The sequence below is a fragment of the Micromonospora sp. IBHARD003 genome (assembly GCF_056106285.1).
The window spans coordinates 967,352-989,167 of sequence record NZ_JBWBBX010000001.1; the positions used below are offsets into that span (position 1 = coordinate 967,352).

The window sequence follows — 21,816 nt, forward strand, 5'->3', positions numbered from 1 at the left end:
CGAGCCTGAGGAACACGACCGCCGTCTCCGTGAGGATCCGATGACTCTGATACAGGACGTTGCGCTGCTGGCGCTGCCGGGCGGTGTCGCTGCGGTCGCGGGCGGGGCGGCGGTGTACTTCGCCAAGTCCGCCGCACGCCACCGCAAGGACGCCGGCGCGGCCAACCGGCGTGCCAAGAAGGCCGAGCGGGCGGCGGCGGCGCGCGACGAGGAGGCCGTACACCTGGTGCACTCCCGGCTCCCCGCGCTGGTCTACACACTGCAACAGGGGACCGGAAACCCGGTCGCCGCGTACGGTGCGGTGCTGCACCAGGCGCTGGCCGGCACCGACACCGACAGGGCTTTCCAGGCGGTGCTGAAGCAGGTGGCCACGGCGCTGTCCGAGGCGGCCGCACGGTCCGAGGGCGCGGCGCGGGTGACGGCGCAGGCGACCACGAAGTCGCTCCAGCCCCTGGGCTACGAGCTCCAGGCCGCGATCACCAAGCTGCTGGACGCCGAGCACGACCCCAAGACACTGGAGTTGGTGCAGCCGATCGACCACGCCGCGAGCCAGATGGCCCGGCGGCTGCAAATCATCGGCGTGCTGACCGGCACATGGCCCGGCCGCCTGCGCGACGACGTCCCGATGCTCGACGCGGTCCGCGGCGGCGTCTCCCGGATTCGTGACTACCCCCGCGTCCGAGTCCCGGACACGATGCCGCTCCACGTCGCCGACCGTTTCGTGGAGCCCCTCGTGCTGATGCTGGCCGAGCTCATGGACAACGCCGCCCGTCACAGTTCACCGAAGACCCCGGTAGAGGTGTCGGTCCTTCAGGCCCACAACTCGGTGAGCATCGAGATCCACGACGCCGGACCGGGGATGACCCAGGAGGTCCTTCACGAAGCGCAGCGGCGGGTGTCCGGCCGCGACCCGGTCCAGTTCACCAACTTGAGCAACCCGGCCGCCTTCGGGCTCCTCGGCGTCGGTGTACTGGCTGCCAAGTACGGCTTCCGCGTCAGCCTCGACCTCGAACACTCCCGTCACGGCGGCGCTCGGGCCGTGGTGCAGGTGCCTCGCACCATGCTCGTCCCGGCACCCGCCCCGCAACCCGAACCCGCGCAACGGCAGACCGCACCTCATCCGGCGCCCGCCGCCGGGGCGTCCGGCGAGCAGCAGCGCTACGAGGTAGGCGACGACGGCCTGCCCCTGCGCCGCCGCCCCGCCACCCCGCCGCCGACGTGGGAGCCCGCCCCTGCCGCGCCGACTGCCGCGCCCCCTCCGCCGCTCGCCGGCCGCGCCCTGGCCGCGTTCATCCAGGGCACACGATCCGCCCCCGTCCCGACCCCCAACGAGGAGCCGAACCCGTGAACCAGTCCGCCCGCCCCGACCTGTCGTGGATCCTCGACGAACTCGTCGACTTCCCCGCCGCCCGCCACGCCGTGGTGCTCTCGGCCGACGGGATGCGCATGGCGGCATCCCGCGAGGTCACCGCTGATCTGGCCGACAAGATCTCCGCGACCGGCTCCGGGATGCAGTCGCTCAGCCGCAACGCCGCCGACTTCGTCAGCCCCGGCACCATCACCTGGCACCAAACGATGATCCAGTACGACGGCGGCTACCTCTTCCTCGTCGCCGCCAGCACCACCTCCTACCTGGTGGCCTCCGCGACGATCGACGTGGACGTCCTGGCCTTCTCGGACCGGATGGCCAAGGTCGTCGAGCGCCTCGGGCCCTTCCTCGCGGCCGACCCGCGCCAGCAGCAGGACGAGCTGGGATGAGCCCGACGGGGCACGGCGACGACCGGCTGGTGCGGTCCTACGTGGTCACCGGCGGCCGGGCGCAGCCCAGCCGCAACCACTTCGACCACATCACCCTGGTCACCCTGTCCGCGTCCTCCAGACGCCTCAACCGTGCCCCGCTCAACCCCGAGCAGCTCGCCATCCTCGACGCGCTGGCACGGACCTCCCAGTCGGTCGTCGAACTCGCAGCCCTCCTGCGCCTACCAGTGAGCGTGATGCGGATCCTGCTCTCCGACCTCATGGAAAGCGGCCACATCACCACCCAGCAGCGCATCACCCACACCGCCGCCCCCGACATCAAGATGCTGGAGGACGTCCTTGCCGGGCTTCACCGACTCTGAACCGCCGATACTGCGCGGCGACGAGCGCACCGCGAAGATCCTGGTCGCCGGACACTTCGCCGCGGGCAAGACGACCCTGGTCCACGGCCTGTCCCAGATCCCGCCCGTCAGCACCGAAGAGGTCATGACGAGCGCCGGCACGGACGTCGACCACACCGATCTGCCAGCCAAGACCGCCACGACCGTGGCAATGGACTTCGGCCGCCTCCACCTCGCCAACGACCTCGTCCTCTACCTCGTCGGCGCGCCCGGCCAGCCCCGCTTCTTCAACATCCTCACCGACCTGGCGCGCGGCGCGCTCGGCGCGCTCGTCCTGACCGACACCCGGCGCCTCGACGAGACCTATCCCATTCTCGAGCGCGTCGAGCAGCTCGGCCTGCCGTACGCGGTGGCCGTCAACGCGTTCGACGGCGCCCCCACCTACCTCGAGGCCCGGTTGCGCGAGGTGATGGCCCTCGACGACAGGACGCCCCTGGTCACCTGCGACGCCCGGGACCGGGACAGCGCCCGCAACGCCCTGATCGTCCTCGTCCGCCACCTCGTCACGCTGAACTCGGAGCCCTCCCGATGACCGCCCGTCCTCATTCCGCCGCGCAGTGCCCCGTGCGCGGGTACACCCCGCCGCCCCAGCGGCCTCTGCCGATCTATGGCCCGGTGTTCGATGCCGACCCCCAGGCCACCTACCGCCGCCTTCGCGAACAGGGCCCGGTCGTCCCCGTCGAGATCTCCCCGGGCGTGTTCGGCTACCTCGCGGTCACCTACCAGGCGTGCGTGTTCCTGCTGCGCAACACGCCCTCCTTGTTCGCCAAGGACCCCACCGACCACTGGGAGGCCTTGCGGAACGGGCAAATCCCGTCGGACAGCCCCGCGCTGCAGATGATGATGCCCAGGGACAACGCCCTGTGGAAGGACGGGCCGGAGCACGCCCGGCTGCGCGGCGTCATCACGGGCGCGCTCGCCCGGATCGACACCTACGCGCTGGCCGACACCGTCGCCCGCGTCGCCGACCGGCTGATCGATACGTTCCTCGCCTCTGGGCAGGCCGACCTCGTCGCCCAGTACGCCGATCCGCTGCCGATGCTCACCGTCATCGACCTGTTCGGGTCCACGCCCGACCACGGGCAGCGGATCATCCAGCTCGTCACCCGGCTGTTCGCCGCCGGCCCGGACGCGGCCCAGGCCAACGCCGCGCTCGAAGCCGCCTGCCTGGAGCTGGTCCGTCTCAAGCGGGACCAGCCCGGACGGGACATCGTCACCTATCTCATCCAGGCCGGACTCAGCGACACCGAGATGGTGCAGACCCTGCTGCTCCTCTTCGGCGCCGCGGCCCCGCCGACCGCCAAGGCCATCGGCCGCGGCATTCAGCGCCTTCTCACCAACGAGCGGTTCGCCGGCAGCGTGCACACGGGCGTAACCCCGGTGGCCGCTGCCCTCGAAGAGGTCCTGTGGACGGAACCGCCGGTCCCCAACTACTCCCCGCTGTACGCACGGGGTCGCCAGTACGTCGAGGGCGTCCGCGTTGAGCCCGGCTACCCGATTGTCATCTCCTTCGCCGCGGCCAATTCCGATCCGGCCGTGACCGTCGACTACGACGACCGCGTCGGCAACCGCGCGCACCTCGCGTTCTCGGCCGGCGCCCACGGCTGCCCCGCCCCCGGGCTGGCCCGCGTCATCTCCGAAGCCGCTATCGAGCACCTCCTGGACCGCCTGCCCGCCCTCACCCTCGCCGTGCCCGCCGGCGAGATCGCCGAGCTGCCCGGCACGTTCCTCGCCGGACCCGCGTCCCTGCCCGTCCGCTTCCAGCCCGCCCGAACCGGAAGGTGACCACCATGACCACGAGCACCCCCAACACCGAGGCCCCCGCGGCCGGCTGCCCCTACCGCCTCGACCCGGCCGGTTCCGACATCCACGGCGAAGCCTCCGCCCTGCGCGAGCGCGGAGCGGCCACCCGCGTCATGCTCCCCGGCGACGTTCCCGCCTGGTCGGTCACCGACCCCGGCCTCATACGCCGGCTGCTCACCCACCCCGACATCTCCAAGGACGCCGCGCAGCACTGGCCCGCCTACACCAGCGGGCAGCTCCCGGCCGACTGGCCGCTGCGGATATGGGTTGACGTCCGCAACGCGCTGTCCGCGTACGGCCCCGAGCACCGGCGCCTGCGCCGCCCGCTGGCCACCGCGTTCAGCTCCCGCCGGGTCCGCGCCCTCGTCCCGCAGATCGAGAACCTCGTCTACGCCCTCCTCGACGACCTCCAGAGCGCCGGGCCCGACGAGGTCGTGGACCTGCGGGCCCGGTTCGCCTGGCGCCTTCCGCTCCTGGTCGCCGGCGCGATCCTCGGCGTCGGCGAGGACCTCCACGACGACTTCCGCGACGCGGTCGGCGCCCTGTTCGCCACCGACCTGGCGCCCGAGGAGGCCGGTGCGGCACAGGCCCGCGTGTACGAGCTGATCGGCCAGCTGATCGAGCAGAAGAAGGCGAAGCCGGACGACGACGTCACCTCCGGTCTCATCGCCGCCCAGCAGGCCGGGAGCATCAACGGCACCGAGCTCCGCGACAGCCTGGTCCTCCTCATCGGCGCCGGCCACGAGACGACCGTCAACGCCCTCGACCACGGCACCGTCAACCTGCTGACCCACCGCGACCAGCTCGCCCGCTTCCTGGACCGCGAGGCCGCCTGGGACCAGCTCACCGAGGAAGTGCTTCGCCACCAGGCCCCGATCGCCACCATCATCATGCGATTCGCCGTGACCGACGTCGTCGACGAGGCCACCGGAATCACCTTCGCCCACGGCGACGCCCTCGTCATCAACTACGCCGCCGCCGGCCGCGACCCCGAGGCGCACGGCCCGGATGCCGACGAGTTCGACGCCGGCCGCACCACCGCCCGCGACCACCTCGCCTTCGGCCACGGCCCCCACTTCTGCCTCGGCGCCGAACTCGCCCGCAGCAAGATCCGCATCGGCCTCCACGCGCTCTTTACCCGTTTCCCCGACCTCCAGCTCGCCGTCCCCGCCGAAGACCTCGTTCCGCTGTCCAGCTTCATCTCCAACGGCCACGTCTCCCTGCCCGTCCGCCTCGGCCAGCCCACCGCGTGCATGAAGCCCTCCCACCCGGCCGCCGTCTGACCACGTGACCAACCAGGAAATCGAGATGACCACCACCGACACCCCGGCCACGACCACGCTCCTGACCGACGCCCAGAGGCGTGCAGTTGCCCCTCTCGTCTACGGCGGGACCAACGAGTCGATCGGCGCCCAGATACACCTGTCCGCGGAAGGAGTGGCCAGCCACCTCAGGACGACGCGCAAAGCCCTTGGCCGTCGCGGATGCACCCGACCGGTCCTCGTCCACGCCCTGCTCACCACCCGCGAAGTACGGCCGCCGGCCTGCCAGCGACCCTGCCCGGACTTCACCGTGGAGGACCTCCGGCTCCTCCAGGCGCTCGCCGAGCACTCCCGCAATGAGGATGTCGGCCGCGCCATAGGTGTCCCGGGCAGCGACGTGCGAGCCGAGATCGACGCCCTCGTGGCCAAGGCATGCGCGGACAACGCGGTCCACCTCGTCGGCCTGGGCCACGCCTGGGGAATCCTCGGGGAATCCGCACCGCCCGGCGCCCGCAGCCAGCTTGAGCTCGCCGCGTCCACGGCGGGGGCGGCATGATGGGCGCCGTCGGTACACCGGTGTACGCGATGCTTCCGGTCCGCACCGGCGCGGCGAGAGCAGAGGCCGCAGCTCTCGCCCAAGAGGCCACCCGTCAGCTCGCCGACCAGGGCATCGACCATCCTGCTGATCAGATGGGCGACCTCATCCGGTCGCAGGCCACGGTCGCCGGCCTCTACGACGACGGCGAGCTCGCCGGATGTTTCGTCGTGCACCCCGGTGAGTACCTGCCGCAGTGGTGCCGCGACTGCCCGGGCGCTGGAGTCTGGGTGTCCCTGGTCCCGCCGGTGCCGGGGCGCGATGACCAGGCGGCGCGGCTGCTGACACTGTGGCTCGCCGATCACGCGGCACAGCACGGCCTGGAGTGGATCTGGTGGGAGGTTCCAGCCACCCACCAGCCGCGGGCGACGCTGCTGGCCTTGCTGCGTGACCTCGGATGAGAGGACCTGCCGGCTGTCCGCCGAGTCAACGGCGAGCGCATCACGCCTCTGCGACTGCGAGCCGAGCTGCGCCCCGCGCCCACAGTGGCGATCTCCGCCTCCGCCGACGCACTCCCCTTGCCAACGGTAAGCGCCCGATGAGCACCCAGGCACCCGCCCTGTCTGTCGGCGTCGATCCGCCGTCTCCCCTTCGGCCGCCCGACGACCTCCGTACGCTCACGCCGCGGGCTCGCGGCCAGCGCCCCGCACCCGCGCCGCTATGGCGCCCGGCAGGATCTCAGGCGCTCGCCAGGCAGAGGGCCGCGATCAACCAGGCCGCACTGCGGCACGTCGACGGCCCACCGTACGTGGTCCTGTACGCCCTCACCCGTGCAGGCGTGGACCCGCACGACGACCTCGCCGCCGCCCAAGGACACGCCGCCCAGCACTCCTTCACCGTCGCCGACCGGATCGTCGACTCGCTCGACGGCCACGGCGGCGGCGACGACCGGCCTCGCCCGTACGCGGCGTCGCGGCCGTCAGCCGGACCTCGGTATCCCCCATCGACCGGATCTACGAGGCGCAGCTGCACTGGATAGCTGTTCGGTCGGGCGGTCTTTGGCTGGTGCGCGCCGAGACCGAAATCTGACCGCCGGACCGATCGAGAGGCAGGCATATCACGATGACTACGCCCAGGAGCCCGCCCAGCTGGCTTTCCATCGGCCGCGACCTGATCGCTCGGGTCGACACCGCGAGGGAGTCGTGGCGGACGCCCGCCCACCGCCGGGCCGCCGCACCAGCGGATGCGTTCGCGGCAGCCCGGGAGGCCGACGCCGGCGCGGATCAGCGGGTACAGCAACGACCGTCCGGTCAGCGTCTCACTGGTGCGCTCCCGGCTGACGAACACGCTGACCGGCGCACCGACCGTAGCAGTTCCGCGAGACACGAATAGAACGAAGGCATTCAAGCTATGAATGAGAGTCCTCGCCGGTTCCTCTCCGCCGCTCATTGCAGGCCCGAGGCCACTGGGGGAGGCCTTGCAATGTCTGATCCGCAAGTCGCTGCTGTACGGGTCGCCGATTGCGGAGAGCCACTAGTGTCCCTACGCGACGACGACCGGTTCTTGATCGACGAGCGCAAGGCCTCCGCCACTGAGATATTCACGATGATTCGCTCAGGCTTGGTGGACCAACTATGGATGGCTGAGGAGTACCTGCGCGAGAGGAGTTACAGACTACGCATCGTCGAGTGCTACCGGCCACCGACTCAGCAGAGCCAGTACTTCCAGGAAGAGATGTCGCGACTGGCAGGTGAGCATCCAGACTTGGCCTCAAAAAAACTCATCGAGCTGGCCGGTCGGTACGTGTCCCCACCGTGGATCGCCCCGCACAGTTGCGGCGGAGCAGTCGATGTCATACTCGCCTCTCTAGACGGAACCGAGCAGGACATCGGCTACCGGATCAATGCCAACCCCAACAGACCCGACAAAATGTCATTCCTGGATGAGTGTGCCCTGCCTGAACATGCTCGAGATAACAGAGTGCTGCTGTTTTCGGCGATGGCCCACGGCGGTTGGGTGCCCCATTGGTACGAGAGCTGGCACTTCGAGATCGGCACGAGATTCGCGGCACTGATGACCGACCTGGACAAGTCCGTGTACGGGGTCATATCCGATCCACACGCAGAACATCGTTGATCATTCGACCTGAATACTAAGGGCGTCTATGTCGGGCTACGACCCCGCTGCCCCAGGTCGCATCGAGGAGCTCGAGAGCCAGGATCCCGCGAAGCCCACCGATTCCAGAGAGCAGTGCGCGGACCCTGTCAAGGACAGGTAACGTGTGCTGCCTCGCTCGCTGTCGCTAAGAGGTCGTCTCAACTGGATTGATCATTAGGCTGACTCCCATGATGGCGATGGTCGAGCGTCTGGTTCCGGACGGGTTGTGGGAGTTGTTCCAGCGGGTGGTCCCGGCTCCTCCGGTGCGTCCACAGGGCGGTGGGCGACGTCGGTATGGGGATCGGCAAGTGCTTGCGGCCACCACAGGCTGTACGTGGCGGCAGCTGCCGCTGATCTTCGGTCCGTCGGGCCTACCGCGCACCGGAGGTTCACCGAATGGAGCCGGGCCCGGGTGTGGGGCAAGCTCCACCGCCTGGTCCTGGACGAGTTCGGCGCCCGCGGCGAGTTGGACTGGTCCCGGTGCACGATCGACTCAGTGAACATGCGGGCACTGAAAGGGGACATCTTACGGGTCCGAATCCCGTAGATCGCGGCAAGAAAGGATCAAAGATCCACTTGGTCACCGAGCGGACCGGTCTGCCTATCTCGATCGGAAGCTCCGCCGCGAACATGCACGACAGCCAGGGCCTGGAACCCCTCATGCGCGGCATCCCACCCATCCGCTCGCGCCGCGGACCGCGTCGGCGCCGTCCCGCCAAGCTGCATGCCGACAAAGCGTACGACTACGACCATCTGCGCCAGCGGCTGCGCTCGCGGCACATCAGACCGCGCATCGCCCGCAAGGGCATCGAATCCTCCCGGCGACTGGGACGCCACCGCTGGACCGTGGAACGCACGGTGGCATGGCTGGCCGGGTGCCGCCGCCTGCATCGCCGCTACGAGCGCAAGGCCGCACACTTCCTGGCCTTCGCCGGCATCGCCGCCATCCTGATCTGCTACCGCAGGCTGGCGGCCTGACCAGGACGGTGCCGGGGCTGCGATGATCCAAGGTGTAACCGGATGCCCCCGGACCTCGGCCTGCCGCTTCGTGCCGAGACTTGTGCGTACACCAGCGAGGTAGCCCATGCCTGACTATCTGGACGCCGTCATGGCGATGCTCGGAGAAACCCAGAGCGGCTATGCCGAACCGTCGGCGTGGGACCAGCTCCACGCAGAACTCGGCGTACAACTGCCCTCCGACTACCGGGTCCTCGTGGACGCATACGCTCCGATCGAACTCAACGGCCACCTGAGTCTCTCCCACCCGGCGACCGAGCGGTGGAACCTGGGCCAGTGGATACGCGACACGGTCCGGGCATGGTCCGAGGTGTCCTGGGACGACCTTGACACGGACGAGGACCCTCGCCTGCTGTTCGGACTCAAGGAGCTGAGCTTCGGCACCCGCGAGGGTCTGTGGCCGATCGCGAGCACCGATCGAGGAGAGACTATTTTCCTCGCCGCGGCCACCGACACCTCATGGCTCCTCGTCGAGGACGGAGAAGGCGGCTGGTCGCAGCACCACATGAGCTTCGCCGAATGGCTCTACCGCTACCTCGTCGGCGAGAACATGGCCGGCTCTCACAGCTCCGCCTTCTACCCCGGCCCCGTGCAACTGCGCAGGCTCCCGATGACCGCCGCTGAACGTCCAGAGCTGTGGCGCGGCCCGGATCGCGGCATGTAACCCCGTCTCACCACGGCAACCGGATCAACCTGCAGCGCCGAAGGCAAGCCAAACGAGCCGACCACTAAGTCTGACAGCAGTGCCCCCATGCTCCACGCAGCCAAAGATTAAAGTGCGCCTCGCAGCCACTGATCGTGTTCCGCTGCGAGAAGTTCCTCGTCAACGCGCACTTGGCGCAGTGATTCGACCCATGCCACGACAAGCCCGCCGAAAGTATCGACGTTCTCGGGACTCATCTTTTCGTCGACGGAGAATAGCGCAATCAGTTCGGCAGCGGATTTGTTCTGGCGAGAGCACTGGGGGCATAACAGAGTCTCGCAAATGCCTGGAATGTCATCTCCGATTTGGTTTTTCCACGAGTGTCTATAGCGGACGATAAGCAGTCCAGGAGTACCGCAGGCCAGGCAGTTCGATACATCAGCGATCTTGACGAGTAGCTCGTCACAACTGGTGAGGACTGGAGTCTTCGCAGTCCGATCTACGTCGGTCACACCACACCTTGCCAAGCGTCCGGCCCGAACGTGCCCTTAATGTCGGACGCCAGCGAGGCAGCGTCGACCTGTGCCGCCAGGGCATAGACGGTCGTCTTCTGCGGACCGCGCACACTCAGATGGACGGGGCTTTCACCGGGATGGGCCTGCAAGATGCGCTTCAAGTCCGCAACTGCCTTGTCGGACACCCGATGAAGGGGCAAAGCCAGTCGCACAGGGGGTTTTCCGCCGCGTTCGGCGCTCGATACGTCCAAGACCGAGAGCTCCCTACCGAAGATATTCAGAGTGCCGTCTCGATCCTCGACCTTGCCCTTTACTGAAATTACATTGTCCTCAGTCAGAGCATGAGCAACGAGCTGGTAGACAGCTGGGAAAAAGAGCACTTCGATGGACCCGTCGCGGTCTGCAAGGTTCACGATGGCCCAGTTGTTGCCCTGCTTGGTGATCTTTCGCTGAACGCCGGTGATCAGGCCCGAGAGCTGGACATCACCCTGTGTACGTCCTGATGCCAAGAGCTCAGCGATCGTGGTGTCCCTGGCTCCCGAAAGGATGTGCTCGGCGCCGTCCAACGGATGGGCCGACACGTACAAGCCCAGCATCTCCCGCTCCGTAGCGAGAAGTTGCCGACGCGGCCACTCCTGCTCGTCCACTGGGAAGTCAAGTCCGAACCCGACTGCGGAGTCGACTTCCTCGCCTCCCAACCCGGCGAACAGATCGTCCTGGCCAAAGGATGCTGCCTTTTTGACGGGCACGACAGCATCCACGGCGATCTCATGGATCGCGCACAAGCCACGCCTCGAGTGGCCAAGGGAGTCGAACGCCCCCGCCTTGATCAGCGACTCAAGGGCCCGCTTGTTCAGGGCCGGGAGTTCACACTTGTCGAGCATGTCCGCGAACGAGGCGAACTTGCCTTTGGAACGGCGTGCGGCGACGATCGCCTCGATGACCGCGTCTCCGACGTTGCGTACGGCTCTCATGCCGAACCTCACGTCGTCGCCGATGGCGGTGAACTCTGCGGTCGACTCGTTGACGTCCGGCTGTAGAACCCGGACGCCGTTCGCGCGTGCGTCAGCCAGGTAGACCGCTGCCTTGTCCTTGTCGTCGCCGACGGATGTCAGCAGCGCTGCCATGTACTCGGCGGGGTAGTTGGCCTTGAGGTAAGCAGTCCAGGCGGAAACCAGTCCGTACCCTGCGGTGTGGGACTTGTTGAATGCGTAGCCGGAGAACGGCAGCATGACGTCCCAGATGGCTTTGATCGCCTCTTCCGAGTAGCGGTTCTCCCGCATGCCGCCCGCAAATTTGTCCCACTCGGCGGCCAGCACCTCGGGCTTCTTCTTGCCCATCGCTCGGCGCAGCATGTCGGCGCCTCCGAGGCTGTACCCGGCGAGTTGCCGGGCGATGGCCATGATCTGCTCTTGGTAGACCAGCAGATGGTGAGTCGACCCGAGGATCGGTTCGAGGGCGTCCTTGAGCTCCGGATGGATAGGGTCTGGTGCCTGCTTGCCGCTCTGACGCAGTGCGTACTTGGTGTGAGCGTTGTCGGCCATCGGGCCCGGCCGGTAAAGGGCGAGCGCTACGGCGATGTCCTCGAATCGGCTTGGCTGCATCATCTTCAGCAGAGCGCGCATACCGCCACCGTCGAGCTGGAACACGCCAAACGTGTTGCCCTCGGACAGGAGCTCGTACGTCTTGGTGTCGTCCAGGGGGATGACGACGGTCTCAGGGTCGCCGTCCAGGGGGTCAACGGTCGCCAGCTTGATCCCGCGGTTTTCCCGGATGTTCTGAATTGCCTGATCAATGACGCCCAGGTTCCGCAGACCCAGGAAGTCCATCTTGACCAGCCCCATGTCTTCACAGCTGGGGTAGTCGAATCCCGTGATCTTCACGCCGTCCGAGGCGCGCATGTGCAGGGGGATGCGATTCGTCAGGCGGGTCTTGGAGAGGATCACCGCGGCCGCATGGACACCGGTACCGCGCATCAGGCCTTCGACACCCTTGGCGGTGTCCATGACCTTTTTCACGTCCGGCTCGTTCTCATACAGCGCCCGGATCTCACCGGCTTCGCCGTAGCGAGGGTGCGCAGAGTCCCAGATGCCCGATAGTGGGATGGTCTTGCCCTGTTGGTCCGGCGGCAGCGCCTTCACGATCCGCTCGCCGTGGGAGAACGGGTAGCCGAGGATCCTCGATGAGTCCTTGATCGCGTTCTTTGCCTTGATCTTGCCGAACGTGTTGACCATGGCGGTGTACTCGTCACCGTACTTCTCGGTGACGTAACGCACCATCTGGTCGCGCTGGCGGTCGTCGAAGTCGAGGTCGACGTCCGGCGGGTTGATGCGCTCGGGGTTGAGGAAGCGCTCGAAGAGGAGTCCGTGCTCCAGGGGGCACAGTTCAGTGATCCGAGTGGCGTAGGCGACGATGGAACCGGTTGCCGAGCCACGGCCCGGCCCAACCGGGATCCCGTTGTCGCGCGCGTGCCGGCAGATGTCCGCGACGACGAGGAAGTACGAGGAGAATCCCATCGGACCGATGATGCTCATCTCGGTCTCGAACCGTTCCATAACGTGCTCAGGGATGGGGTCGCCGTAGCGCATGGCGAGTCCTCTGAGGACGTCCTTGCGCAGGCGCTCTTCCTGCGTCACTCCCTCGGGAACGTCTGGGAACTGCGGCATCTCATCGACGTTGTCGAATACCTCGCTGTATGAGCCGATGCGCTCGGCGATCAGCAGGGTGTTGTCACATGCATCCGGCAATTCCGAGAAGATTTCGCGCATCTCGGCCGCAGTCTTTAGGTAGTAGCCGGTGCCTTGGAACTTGAATCGGTTGGGATCGTCCTTGTTCTTGCCCACTCCAATGCACAGTAGGTTGTCGTGAGCCTCTGCATCGGTCGGATGGACGTAGTGGGCGTCATTGGTTGCCAGCAAGGGAATGTTAAGTTCCTTTGCCAGGCGAAGCAGTCCGTCCCGCACCTCGCGTTCGATGGACAAACCATGGTCCATCAGTTCGAGGAAGTAGCTGTCCCTGCCGAAGATCTCCTGGTAAGACCCAGCCGTCTCACGCGCTTCGTCGTACTGCCCCAGGCGCAGGCGGGTCTGGATGGCTCCGGAGGGGCAGCCTGTGGTGGCGATGATCCCCTCGGCGTGTTCGCTGATTAGCTCCATGTCCATACGGGGCTTGCCGGCCGGGAACTGGCCCGTGTAGGACGCCTCAGTTGATAGGTAGAAGAGGTTTCGAAGACCTTGGACATTCTCAGCCCACATGGTCATGTGAGTAAATCGGCCACCGCCGGAAACATCCTTCGAGCCCTCGCCGTCATCGCTCATAGCGCGTCGACCGCCAGGCCCCCAAAACTCCTGCTTCTTATGCCTCCGAGAGGAAGGGGCGACGTATGCCTCAATCCCAATAATTGGCTTTACGTCACCAAATCCCTTAGCTACTGACTGGAATTCGTAAGCACCGAACATGTTACCGTGATCGCTCATGGCAATGGCAGGCATCCCCTGGCGTGCCACCTCCTCGAACATAGGCTTCATTCGCTGCGCTCCGTCGAGCATTGAATACTCGGTGTGATTGTGCAGGTGAACGAAGCTGTTACTCACGGTGCGGTGGCTCCCTTGCGCATCGATCGGCCAGAGCAAGAGCCCCAAGCCTAGCGGGATTTGGCGACCCATCAGGACGCGACGCACGCATCCACGCGCACGGAAGACGCAACATCTGCCGATGCCCTGATCATGCAAATTCAGGTAGGACCGCTCCAGCCTGGGAGGACGCCGGCGCTACCCGTTCCATGGACATGGCCGCGGCCGAGTAGATGTGGGGTTGATGCTTCTCATTTTGCGCCTTAATTCCGTTTTGCTTGATAATGGAATGATCTGTTGTGTGGTCGCAGTCCTCTGCAGTCTGGGAAGGCAACCGTGCTCCGTTCCGCCGTCAGCTCATCCCCGCCTCCGATCCCAAGCTGGGGCCTGCCGCACCATGCGGACGCCGTCCGTCGTCTGCGGCTGGCTGTGGCGCAGAGCATCGTCCCGGACGACCCAGCCGACCCTGAGCTTCTTCGGGCGAGCGGGGCTCAGATCCGTGCGCTGATGCGGGATGCCGCCGCTGCTGGGGCCAGGCTGGTCCAGTTCCCCGAGGGGGCGATCGTCTACCCCGACCCAGATGCCATGCCGACGGGAGAGTTGGGGAGGGTGAACTGGACGGGGACGTCCTGGGATGTCATCGGCCAGGAGGAAGAGTCGATCCGGTTGCTGGCTGGTGAGCTCGGGGTGTGGGTAGCCTTCGGCACCATCCGTCCTCTCCCCGCAGCCGCGCTCCCGCGGAACTCCTTGGTGGTCGTGTCAGACCAGGGAGATGTCGCGGCCAGGTACGACAAGCGGATCCTCTCGCACACTGAGGCCACCCGCCTGTACTCCCCCGGTTGCGAGCCGGTGGTATTCGAGCTTGATGGGCTGAGGGTCGGCTGCGCGTTGTGTATTGAGGCGAACTTTCCCGAGCTGTTCGCTCAGTATGAGGCGCTCGATGTGGACGTGGTCCTGCTGTCGGTGATGGTGGACAACGCGGCCCGCGCCGTCGTCGCTCAGGCATACGGAACGCTCTTCAATTTCTGGGTCGGTTACTCGGTTCCCGCGCAGTTCGGCTCCACGGCCCCCGCTGGGATCATCGGCCCGGGGGGCCGGTGGCTCGCTCGTTGCCCGGCAGAGGACCGTCCGGCTCTGGCTGTTATGGATCTGGACCTGGACGCTGCAGACCGGGACATTGCCATCGGTCTACGGCTGGCCCGGCCTTGGCGGCGGCTGGCCCGAGCACAGAGCCGCAAGGTCGGGCTGATCGACTGACGGCTGTGGGACCGCCCCATCGCTGATTGTCGTTAGGCCGTGCGCAGGCCAACCCACGGCTACATGCAGCGGCTGCGGGCAGGCTCGGGTTCCCCGGTCGCGTATTGCCGCAGGCTCTCCCGTGCGTGCTGGAGCAAGGGGGCAGAGGATGAGCCGTCGAGGGTGCACAGCGTCAGGTCTATCTGGTCGTCGTCGCGGAGGACCGCGGTGATCTGCCGGGGCAAGTGAAATCGGTCGCGGGACTGCAGGACTGTCATCCTGTTTCCGCTGCCTGCGGTACGCGCGGCGGTGAAGTTGAAAGAGACCGCAGAGCCGTGCTCCCACTGCTGCCAGGTCGAGGCGGCTGTGTGAATGTCAGCGAGCGGGGCCGCCTCGCTGGCGTAGATCCGTCGCTGGAGGCGTGCAGGGCTGTCGTCGGGTAGGACCGGGACGGGAGCGAAGTACCAGAACATGCCCCAGGCGTCGTCGGCGTGGGCGATACGGGGGTCTCGCCCGTTGGCGACGAGGTAGAGCGTCGTGTTCTCCTCGGCGGCGACGGCCTGTCCGGTCAGTGCGGCCAGGCAGGCCCGCAGGTTGGTGCCCTGCGCTGCGGCACGGGCGCGGCATGCACGTATGGTCTCCGCGGCTACCACGAGGCGGTGTTCGTCAGGCGGTTTCGGAGTCCAGGCGAGCGGCGGGAGTCGGTGCGCGGCCGCGCCGGCGGCTGTCTCGCGACCCAGATGCCGGAGGACGGTGGCAGCAGTCGGACTGGGCGGGATGGGGCTACCGTCGACCAGCAGTGCGAGTTGGTGGAGGAAGCGTCGGTTGCTATGTCCGTCCATCAGCGCGTGATGAGTCTCCACGCCCAGGAGCAGGCCATCGCCACCGGTGAAGGCGGTCAGCGCGGCGAGAGGCGCGCCGTGGCCGGCTCGCTGAACGTCGAGGTGAGCGGGCGCCGCCATCCACGCGCGGGCATCCTTCACATCGCCAGGTTCGATCTGCAGATGCGGCCCTGTGCTCGATAGCCATCGTTGGGTGAGCCTGCCGGTGCTGGGCTCGGTGTGGAACCGGCGGTGGAGGGCGTCCAGACTATCCAGCCAGTGTTCGAGCCGCTGGAGGAATCGCTCCCGCTCGCTGGCAGGTACAGCGAGGTGGAGCAGCTGTCGTGGGAGGTAGATCCCCGCCTTCGGGTCGCAGGCGCCGAAGTGGATCATCATCTGCTGCATGGCGCCGGTAGGGGCTCGCAGCGATCGCTGCTGCCGCGTGGTCGGGCGCGTAGGCCTCGGGGCATCTGGCGTGCTGAGCGCCGCGCTGATGACCTCGAGGATGCTGGCAGCCTGTTGAGGGGAGGTGGTGTCGCCGTGTCTCAGCGTTGCGGTCGTGCCATCCGCGCCAGCACGGAAGGTCAGCGCGAGCAGGTACGGGGTGAGCAGCGCCGGGTTGGCGGGGGCCAGCGCCTGGATGCGGCGCTCCAGTGCGTCCGGCGCTGCGCCGGCGTCCTGGATGTCGACGGCGATGTGACCGACCGCTGATCCGAGGCTAGCCCGGCCGCTCCAGCGCAGGGCGCCGTAGCCGGCACCCTGATCCGGGACATCGGCAAGCTCCAAGGTCAAGTGCTCGATCGCCTCGGTCATGGGCACGTAAGGCGTGAGGACGGGATGATGGAGTCCGAACCAGCCGACGGCGTCGCTTAGATCCAGATCTGGATGGCTGCGCCCGTTGCGTTCTAGGTCGATGACGGTGGGCTGGCCGCCGTTGTGGCGGCCCAGCGCCTGCCCGGTCGCGGCGAGGAGATACGCGGCAGGGCTGTGTTGCCAGCGCCGGGTGAGCTCGCTCAAGGGCGGCATCGTGAGGCTGGTCTCCCGCAGCCGCGAGACGAGCGGGGTCTGGGGCGCGGTGAGCCCTCCGGCCAGTACCGCGCGCCATAGCCCGGTCTCTGCGTCGAAGTGACCGGCTGCGGTCTGCTGCTCGGTCAGCTCGGCGAGTTCCTGGTAGGCGTGGTCCTTGGAAAGGCTGGCACCGTTCAGGGCGAGGGCCAGCCGTCGGCCGATCACGGCCCAGGACCAGGGGTCGACGGCAAGGTGGTGCCCGAACAGGACGAGGCGTCCCGCCCCGTTGACCCGCTGGACGGCGACCGCGGCGAGCATGCGTCCGGTGACCGGGTCCACAGTGCGCTGAGCCCTGGCCAGCGTCTGTCGCAGGTCCAGCTCGGGGGCGCGCTCTGTGACGGCGGCGACGAACGGCCGGTATGGCGGCACCACGGTGAGGAACTGCTCGCACCGGTCGGCGCGGTAGCGCAGCGCCGGAGTGCTCTCGACGAGGTGTTCCATTGCGGAGGCGAGCTGCGCTGTCGGGGGCATGCGGTCGAAGGCGACGCTGTGGCGCAGGGTCCACCGCCGCCAGGCGGGGATCTTCAGCTGGTGCATCCACCGGCCGGTAGGGGTGAGTGGAGACCGCGTATTCGCGTGCCGGACTCTGCTCTGGGTGCGGTCGCGGGTGAGCCTGCGCTCGAGGTCGCGGTAGTAGGGGGCCTCATACACGTCGGCGGGGGTGAGCTGGAATCCGGCCTGGCGCAGTCGGGTCAGCAGGTGCAAGACGGTGAGGGAATCTCCTCCGTCATGGAAGAAATGGCTGTCCGAGGTCGGCGTGCTGCTCAGCAGTTCACGCCAGAGTTTGCCGAGCACTGTGTCCTCGGCGCCGACTCGGGCGGACGAAAGCGTCGGCTGGGTGGCGAGGCCAACGAGCGTGTCGTCGTCGGGCTTCCCGGTGGGGCGGGTGGGGATCCGGTCGACATTGTGTACCTGGTGGGGCCAGTGGGTCGGTGGCAGCGTCTGCCGAAGCCGGTTGGTCAGTTGTTGGGTGTCGGGGCAGCCCTCCACGAAGAGCAGCAGCCGCACGGCGTCGTCGTGGCGGTGCGTCAGGGCACGCGCGGCTGTGCATAGGCCGGTGTGGGTGGCCTGGCCCTCAAGGGCGTCCAGCTCCACTCGGTGGCCGCGGAGTTTGACCTGACGGTCGGTACGGCCGAGGTGGACCAGCCCGGCGGGCGTGTGCATGGCGTGGTCGCCGGTGAAGTACCAGTGGCCAGCGGTATCCGGCAGTGGGTGAAAGGACTCGGTGGTCAGGTCGGGCTGGTCCAGGTAGCCCTCGGCGAGGCCGATGCCGGTCAGCGCCAGTTCGCCGGGGGTTCCGGGAGGGGCGGTGGCTGCCCGGTCGATGACGATTCGGGCGGCCAGACCGCGGATGGGCCGGCCGATGGGCACGGGGTCGCCGGCTCCGGGGGTGGACTCATGGACGGTTGCGGTGACGGTCGCTTCGGTGGGCCCGTAGATATTGAAGGTGCAGGCGGGGGCGAATCGGTCGAGGTCGGTGCTGCGGCAGCCGTCCCCTGCGGAGGCGATCATCCTCAGGTCGGGCAGGTGCGCGTCGGCATCGAGGCTTCGGAGTAGGCCGGCCGGGAGAAAGGCGTGGGTGATGCGGTGGTGCCGCAACTGTTCGGTCAGCGTCGTGGTTCCGATGGGGTTGCCCTGGATGAGGGTCGCTCCCAGGACCAGCGCCGTGGTCACGTGGCAGATCCAGGGGTCGACAGTTGGCGGGGCGACCAGCAGCACGCGGCTGGTGGCGTCGAGGCCGAACCGGTCCTGTTCTCCGTGGATGAGGTTGGTGAGGGCGGCCAGGCCGACGGCCACGCCCTTCGGGCGTCCGGTGGATCCGGAGGTGTGGATCACGTAGGCGGGCGGGTCCTGCAGGCCGTCCTGGTCTGCGGTGGGAGGAAGGCATGCGGGGTGGACGCCGTCGGGGTCCAGGCGCAGTGCGGCGGGCCGGTCGGGGGGCGTGTCGCCGTCGTAGGGGATGTAGGTGCAGCCCAGTTGTAGGCAGGCAAGCCAGGCCGCTGCTCGGTCGGTGAGGCGGAGTCCGCTGACGAGGACCTCGCTTCCCTTGCGCGCGCCCGCGTGCTGCAGCGCCTCGGCGGTGGCGGTGGCCAGACTGAGCAGTTGCGGGCCGGTGCAGGCGGTGTCCGTGTCCAGGATGACGGTCCGGTCGGTCTGGCTCAGTTGCTGGACAGCGGCTTCGTGTAGCGGCGGACCGGTGTAGCCGGGTGCCGGGGTGGCCAGGGCCTGGATGCTGGTGCGGTCTGTCGGGTTGAGCAGTTGGTCGGAGCAGAGCGGGGTGTCCGGCTCTTCGGCGAGTGTGTGGAGGAACTGGTGGAAGGTGCTGGCCCACCGGTCGGGGCCGGCGGCGAGCGGGTCGGTGGCGCGGCCGGTCAGTTCGACGGTTGTGGAGCCGTCGTCCAGAGTGCGCACGACGGTGCTGAGCGCCGCGCCTTGGGGCGTGCTGTCAGCCGTGATTGGGGAGAGGGTGATGCCGGGCAAGGAGGGGTCACCGGGTGGGGCGACTGCCTGCATCACGAACGCGGTGGCTCCGGGTGCGGCCAGAGTGGGGGCTCCGGCATCGTGCAACTGGTCGGGGGTCACCATGACGTGGTCGTGTGCCTCCAGGATGGCGCGGTGCGTCATCCTGATGTATTCCGGCAGTCGGGAGTTCCAGGGCATGGTTAACCGGAGCGGGAGCACGTGAGCGAACTGGCCGACGGTGTCGAGGTGCTCGTCGGTGCGGGTGTCGACGGCCACGTGGATGCTCAGGTCGCCGGTTCCCTGGAGGCGGGCCGTGGTGTGGGCGTGGGCCGCCAGCAGGACAGCGGGTACCGTGGCGCGCGATGCTCGGGCGGCGCGGGCGAGTGCGGCAGCCTGAGCAGGTGCCAGATGCAGACGGAGCCTGGGTACGGTCCGCACCGGCTCCGGATCGGGCACGAGCCGGGCCTGCGGCGCAGCGGTGAAGTCTGTGTACCGGCGGCGCCAGTAGAGGTCGGCCGCTTCGTCGGGAGCCTGGTCGGCGAGGGCCTGGGCGAAGGAACCGGGGCGGTCGTGCTGGTCGCCTCGGTAGATCGCGGCGACGGTGTTGAACAGCAGCTTCATGGAGCGGCCGTCCGCGAAGGCATGGTCGATGATCTCGGTGACCACCCACGTGCGTTCGGCGACGCGGTGCACCGTGATGTGGCCGATCAGGCCGTGAGCAAGGTCGTAGCGGCGCCCGAGTTCTTGGTGGAAGTCGTCGAGGATGGCCTCCATCGTTGGCTCGACAGGTTGTCCGCTCCGCCGCTGGTCGATGAGCCGTACGTCGATCCGGGCCTGAGCGCCGGTCTGCCATGTGTCTCGGTCGGACAGATGCAGTCGTAACGCGTCATGTTCTTGGACGGCAGCGCGGTACGCCTCAGCAAGCCGGTCCTGGTCGAGGGGCCCGTCCAGGCGGAAGATCCGGCCCGAGTTCGCCGTCGGATGGCCAAGCCGCCGGGCCGCGAGCAGGAACATCTGTGCCGGATGTACCGCGAGCTCAGACACCGGATTCCTTCCGGCCCGCGATCAGCGCGGACAGTTGCGTGACGGTGGGGTGGTCGTGGAGGTCGACGGCGCCCAGGCGCAAGCCGTGACGGCGCTGGATCGCGCCGGAGAGCCTGACCATGCCGAGGCTGGTCAGGCCCTGTTCGAACAGGTTGGCGTCTGCGTCGATGGGTTGGTCGGTGATGGCCGCGCAGGCGTCCAGCAGCCACGCGCGGTCGTCTGCGGGCAGGTCTTGCCGCGGGTCGGTCCGGTCCATGGGCGTGCTCTCATCCCTTCGCGGTCAGGCGGTTCAGGTGGTCGGTGGTGCGTTCCAGCAGTTCACTGGCCTGTTTTTGGGTGAGGGTGGCGGGTGTCCAGGACGCCCGCAGTCGTCCTGCGTCGGTGGCCGAGGCGGACAGTTGCAGGCTCAGCGGGTGTTTCGGCCCGGCGTTCGGTGTGGCGAAGCTGCTCCAGGTGCCCGGGCCCAGTCGGCGGGTGGTGGCTGGTTGTTCGATGGCCAGGGAGATCTGCGGCCGTCCGACGGAGCGGCTGAGCAGTCCCGGTCTGGCGTGGGCGTGTCGGGAGGCGAAGTCGAGTGCCTGTTGGCAGTGCTGAACGAGGCGGTCGCCGGTGGGTTCGACATGAATGGGCAGGGGGGCGGAGGCGATGAAGCAGCCGACGATGCCGGCCTCTGCGGCTGTCCGTCGCAGGCTCATCGGCATGTGCAGCACGATGCGTCCGTGCCCGGTTTGCTCGGCCACGGCCTGGGTGACGGCTGCGACGTAGACCGCGGCCGGGCCGACGCTCAGACGCGCGGACACATCGGCGGTGTCGACTGGGCCGAGGGCGCGCACTTGTTGGCCATAGCCGTTTGGGGTCGGTGGCCGTTCGAGGTACTCGGGGTAGGGGCGGGTTTCGTGCGCTTGGCAGCGCTGCGCGACGGCTTCAGCGGCCGTGCGCGCGCTGGTAGCCGCCGCGGCGCTGGTGCTGGCCTCAGCCCATCTGCTGTAGCGCAGGTCGGGGCTGGTGGGCGCCGAGATCGGCGGGGTACTGGCACGGCGCACGATCTCGGTCCACAGCAGTTGGAGTGCGTGCTCGTCGGTGTACAGGTGGTGCGTCGTCAGTGCGCAGACCGTGTTGGGGCCGGCGATGGTCTCAGGGAGGTGGAAGAGGGCGAAGCGGATGCGGGGGCCGCTGCCCCAGAGGTCGTAGGCGGCGGCCCGCTGGGTGGCCATCCAGTCTTCGACCGTCGCGATGGCGTCGGCAGGATCGAGAGAGCGCAGGTCTGTCTCTTCGACGGGTACCAGGGCCGGGCCCAGCCCGGCGCTGGCGCTGATGCGGTAGCGGTCGTCGAGGTTGAGGATCCAGTGCAGGGCGTCGTGCCGAGCGGCGGTATCAGTCGCGGCTTGCCGCAGCGCCTTCGCTGGGACACCGTCGACGATGATCGCGTTGACCATGGTGTAGGCGGCGGGGTCTGGATTGCTGATGCCGGCTTCGAGAATGGCTTCCTGCGGAGCTGACAGTGTGCGTGGCTGTGTCACC

The 21,816-nt window shown here is 67.8% G+C and carries 17 protein-coding genes and 1 pseudogene; 13 read left to right on the forward strand and 5 right to left on the reverse strand.

The window, feature by feature from the left end; all coding sequences use genetic code 11:
* The first annotated feature begins 40 nt into the window (after positions 1-40).
* The 12 genes and pseudogenes from ACTWOL_RS04155 to ACTWOL_RS04210 all read left to right on the forward strand — a co-directional run bounded on the left by ACTWOL_RS04155 (position 41) and on the right by ACTWOL_RS04210 (position 9,597).
* Entirely contained in the window at positions 41-1,348 is a 1,308-nt protein-coding gene (locus ACTWOL_RS04155) for an ATP-binding protein (RefSeq protein ID WP_474294418.1), read from the forward strand.
* Complete coding sequence (locus ACTWOL_RS04160; protein WP_474294420.1) at positions 1,345-1,758, forward strand: roadblock/LC7 domain-containing protein; 414 nt, start codon at positions 1,345-1,347, stop codon at positions 1,756-1,758. The genes ACTWOL_RS04155 and ACTWOL_RS04160 overlap by 4 nt, the downstream gene beginning before the upstream one ends.
* On the forward strand, positions 1,755-2,120 hold the full coding sequence (locus ACTWOL_RS04165) for a DUF742 domain-containing protein (protein WP_474294422.1): 366 nt from the start codon (positions 1,755-1,757) through the stop codon (positions 2,118-2,120). The genes ACTWOL_RS04160 and ACTWOL_RS04165 overlap by 4 nt, the downstream gene beginning before the upstream one ends.
* Positions 2,098-2,691, forward strand: coding sequence for a GTP-binding protein (locus ACTWOL_RS04170; RefSeq protein WP_474294424.1), 594 nt, complete (start codon positions 2,098-2,100; stop codon positions 2,689-2,691). The genes ACTWOL_RS04165 and ACTWOL_RS04170 overlap by 23 nt, the downstream gene beginning before the upstream one ends.
* Positions 2,688-3,944, forward strand: a complete 1,257-nt coding sequence (locus ACTWOL_RS04175) for a cytochrome P450 family protein (protein ID WP_474294426.1) — start codon at positions 2,688-2,690, stop codon at positions 3,942-3,944. Before ACTWOL_RS04170 ends, ACTWOL_RS04175 begins: the two co-directional genes overlap by 4 nt.
* Before the next feature lie 5 nt (positions 3,945-3,949).
* A complete protein-coding gene (locus ACTWOL_RS04180) occupies positions 3,950-5,245 on the forward strand; it encodes a cytochrome P450 family protein (protein ID WP_474294428.1) in 1,296 nt (431 codons plus the stop codon).
* Between the two features lie 25 nt (positions 5,246-5,270).
* Positions 5,271-5,780, forward strand: coding sequence for a hypothetical protein (locus ACTWOL_RS04185; protein WP_474294430.1), 510 nt, complete (start codon positions 5,271-5,273; stop codon positions 5,778-5,780).
* Positions 5,777-6,220, forward strand: coding sequence for a hypothetical protein (locus tag ACTWOL_RS04190; RefSeq protein WP_474294432.1), 444 nt, complete (start codon positions 5,777-5,779; stop codon positions 6,218-6,220). The genes ACTWOL_RS04185 and ACTWOL_RS04190 overlap by 4 nt, the downstream gene beginning before the upstream one ends.
* Before the next feature lie 137 nt (positions 6,221-6,357).
* Positions 6,358-6,798 carry a hypothetical protein gene (locus ACTWOL_RS04195; protein ID WP_474294434.1) on the forward strand — a complete coding sequence of 147 codons (441 nt, stop codon included), beginning with the start codon at positions 6,358-6,360 and terminating at the stop codon, positions 6,796-6,798.
* Positions 6,799-7,241: 443 nt separating this feature from the next.
* Positions 7,242-7,895: a M15 family metallopeptidase domain-containing protein gene (locus ACTWOL_RS04200; RefSeq protein WP_474294436.1), complete on the forward strand. Its 654-nt coding sequence runs from the start codon at positions 7,242-7,244 to the stop codon at positions 7,893-7,895.
* Positions 7,896-8,113: 218 nt separating this feature from the next.
* Positions 8,114-8,894, forward strand: a pseudogene (locus ACTWOL_RS04205) (IS5 family transposase).
* Between the two features lie 106 nt (positions 8,895-9,000).
* Positions 9,001-9,597, forward strand: a complete 597-nt coding sequence (locus ACTWOL_RS04210) for an SMI1/KNR4 family protein (protein ID WP_474294438.1) — start codon at positions 9,001-9,003, stop codon at positions 9,595-9,597.
* Positions 9,598-9,704: 107 nt separating this feature from the next.
* Here ACTWOL_RS04210 and ACTWOL_RS04215 read toward each other — a convergent pair whose 3' ends face one another.
* The gene (locus tag ACTWOL_RS04215) at positions 9,705-10,088 is read right to left on the reverse strand and encodes a DUF6300 family protein (protein ID WP_474294440.1); all 384 of its coding nucleotides are present in this window, start codon (positions 10,086-10,088) and stop codon (positions 9,705-9,707) included.
* Entirely contained in the window at positions 10,085-13,684 is a 3,600-nt protein-coding gene (gene dnaE, locus ACTWOL_RS04220; protein WP_474294442.1) for a DNA polymerase III subunit alpha, read from the reverse strand. Before dnaE ends, ACTWOL_RS04215 begins: the two co-directional genes overlap by 4 nt.
* Before the next feature lie 408 nt (positions 13,685-14,092).
* Between dnaE and ACTWOL_RS04225 the strand changes: the two genes are divergently transcribed.
* Complete coding sequence (locus tag ACTWOL_RS04225; RefSeq protein WP_474294444.1) at positions 14,093-14,920, forward strand: carbon-nitrogen hydrolase family protein; 828 nt, start codon at positions 14,093-14,095, stop codon at positions 14,918-14,920.
* Between the two features lie 59 nt (positions 14,921-14,979).
* On the opposite strand, the gene ACTWOL_RS04230 is transcribed toward ACTWOL_RS04225, so the two are convergent.
* Genes ACTWOL_RS04230 through ACTWOL_RS04240 form a run of 3 tightly spaced genes read right to left on the reverse strand, consistent with a single transcriptional unit; the run spans position 14,980 to position 21,815 of the window.
* Positions 14,980-20,295 carry a condensation domain-containing protein gene (locus tag ACTWOL_RS04230; RefSeq protein ID WP_474294446.1) on the reverse strand — a complete coding sequence of 1,772 codons (5,316 nt, stop codon included), beginning with the start codon at positions 20,293-20,295 and terminating at the stop codon, positions 14,980-14,982.
* The gene (locus ACTWOL_RS04235; protein WP_474294447.1) at positions 20,288-20,551 is read right to left on the reverse strand and encodes an acyl carrier protein; all 264 of its coding nucleotides are present in this window, start codon (positions 20,549-20,551) and stop codon (positions 20,288-20,290) included. Before ACTWOL_RS04235 ends, ACTWOL_RS04230 begins: the two co-directional genes overlap by 8 nt.
* A gap of 10 nt (positions 20,552-20,561) precedes the next feature.
* Complete coding sequence (locus ACTWOL_RS04240; RefSeq protein WP_474294449.1) at positions 20,562-21,815, reverse strand: condensation domain-containing protein; 1,254 nt, start codon at positions 21,813-21,815, stop codon at positions 20,562-20,564.
* Position 21,816: the final 1 nt, after the last annotated feature.

Coding starts and splice junctions, on each gene's coding strand:
- ACTWOL_RS04235 (WP_474294447.1), bottom strand. CDS start 20,551: ATGGACCGGACCGACCCGCGGCAAGACCTGCCCGCAGACGACCGCGCG.
- ACTWOL_RS04195 (WP_474294434.1), top strand. CDS start 6,358: ATGAGCACCCAGGCACCCGCCCTGTCTGTCGGCGTCGATCCGCCGTCT.
- ACTWOL_RS04175 (WP_474294426.1), top strand. CDS start 2,688: ATGACCGCCCGTCCTCATTCCGCCGCGCAGTGCCCCGTGCGCGGGTAC.
- ACTWOL_RS04185 (WP_474294430.1), top strand. CDS start 5,271: ATGACCACCACCGACACCCCGGCCACGACCACGCTCCTGACCGACGCC.
- ACTWOL_RS04190 (WP_474294432.1), top strand. CDS start 5,777: ATGATGGGCGCCGTCGGTACACCGGTGTACGCGATGCTTCCGGTCCGC.
- ACTWOL_RS04165 (WP_474294422.1), top strand. CDS start 1,755: ATGAGCCCGACGGGGCACGGCGACGACCGGCTGGTGCGGTCCTACGTG.
- ACTWOL_RS04180 (WP_474294428.1), top strand. CDS start 3,950: ATGACCACGAGCACCCCCAACACCGAGGCCCCCGCGGCCGGCTGCCCC.
- ACTWOL_RS04210 (WP_474294438.1), top strand. CDS start 9,001: ATGCCTGACTATCTGGACGCCGTCATGGCGATGCTCGGAGAAACCCAG.
- ACTWOL_RS04200 (WP_474294436.1), top strand. CDS start 7,242: ATGTCTGATCCGCAAGTCGCTGCTGTACGGGTCGCCGATTGCGGAGAG.
- ACTWOL_RS04155 (WP_474294418.1), top strand. CDS start 41: ATGACTCTGATACAGGACGTTGCGCTGCTGGCGCTGCCGGGCGGTGTC.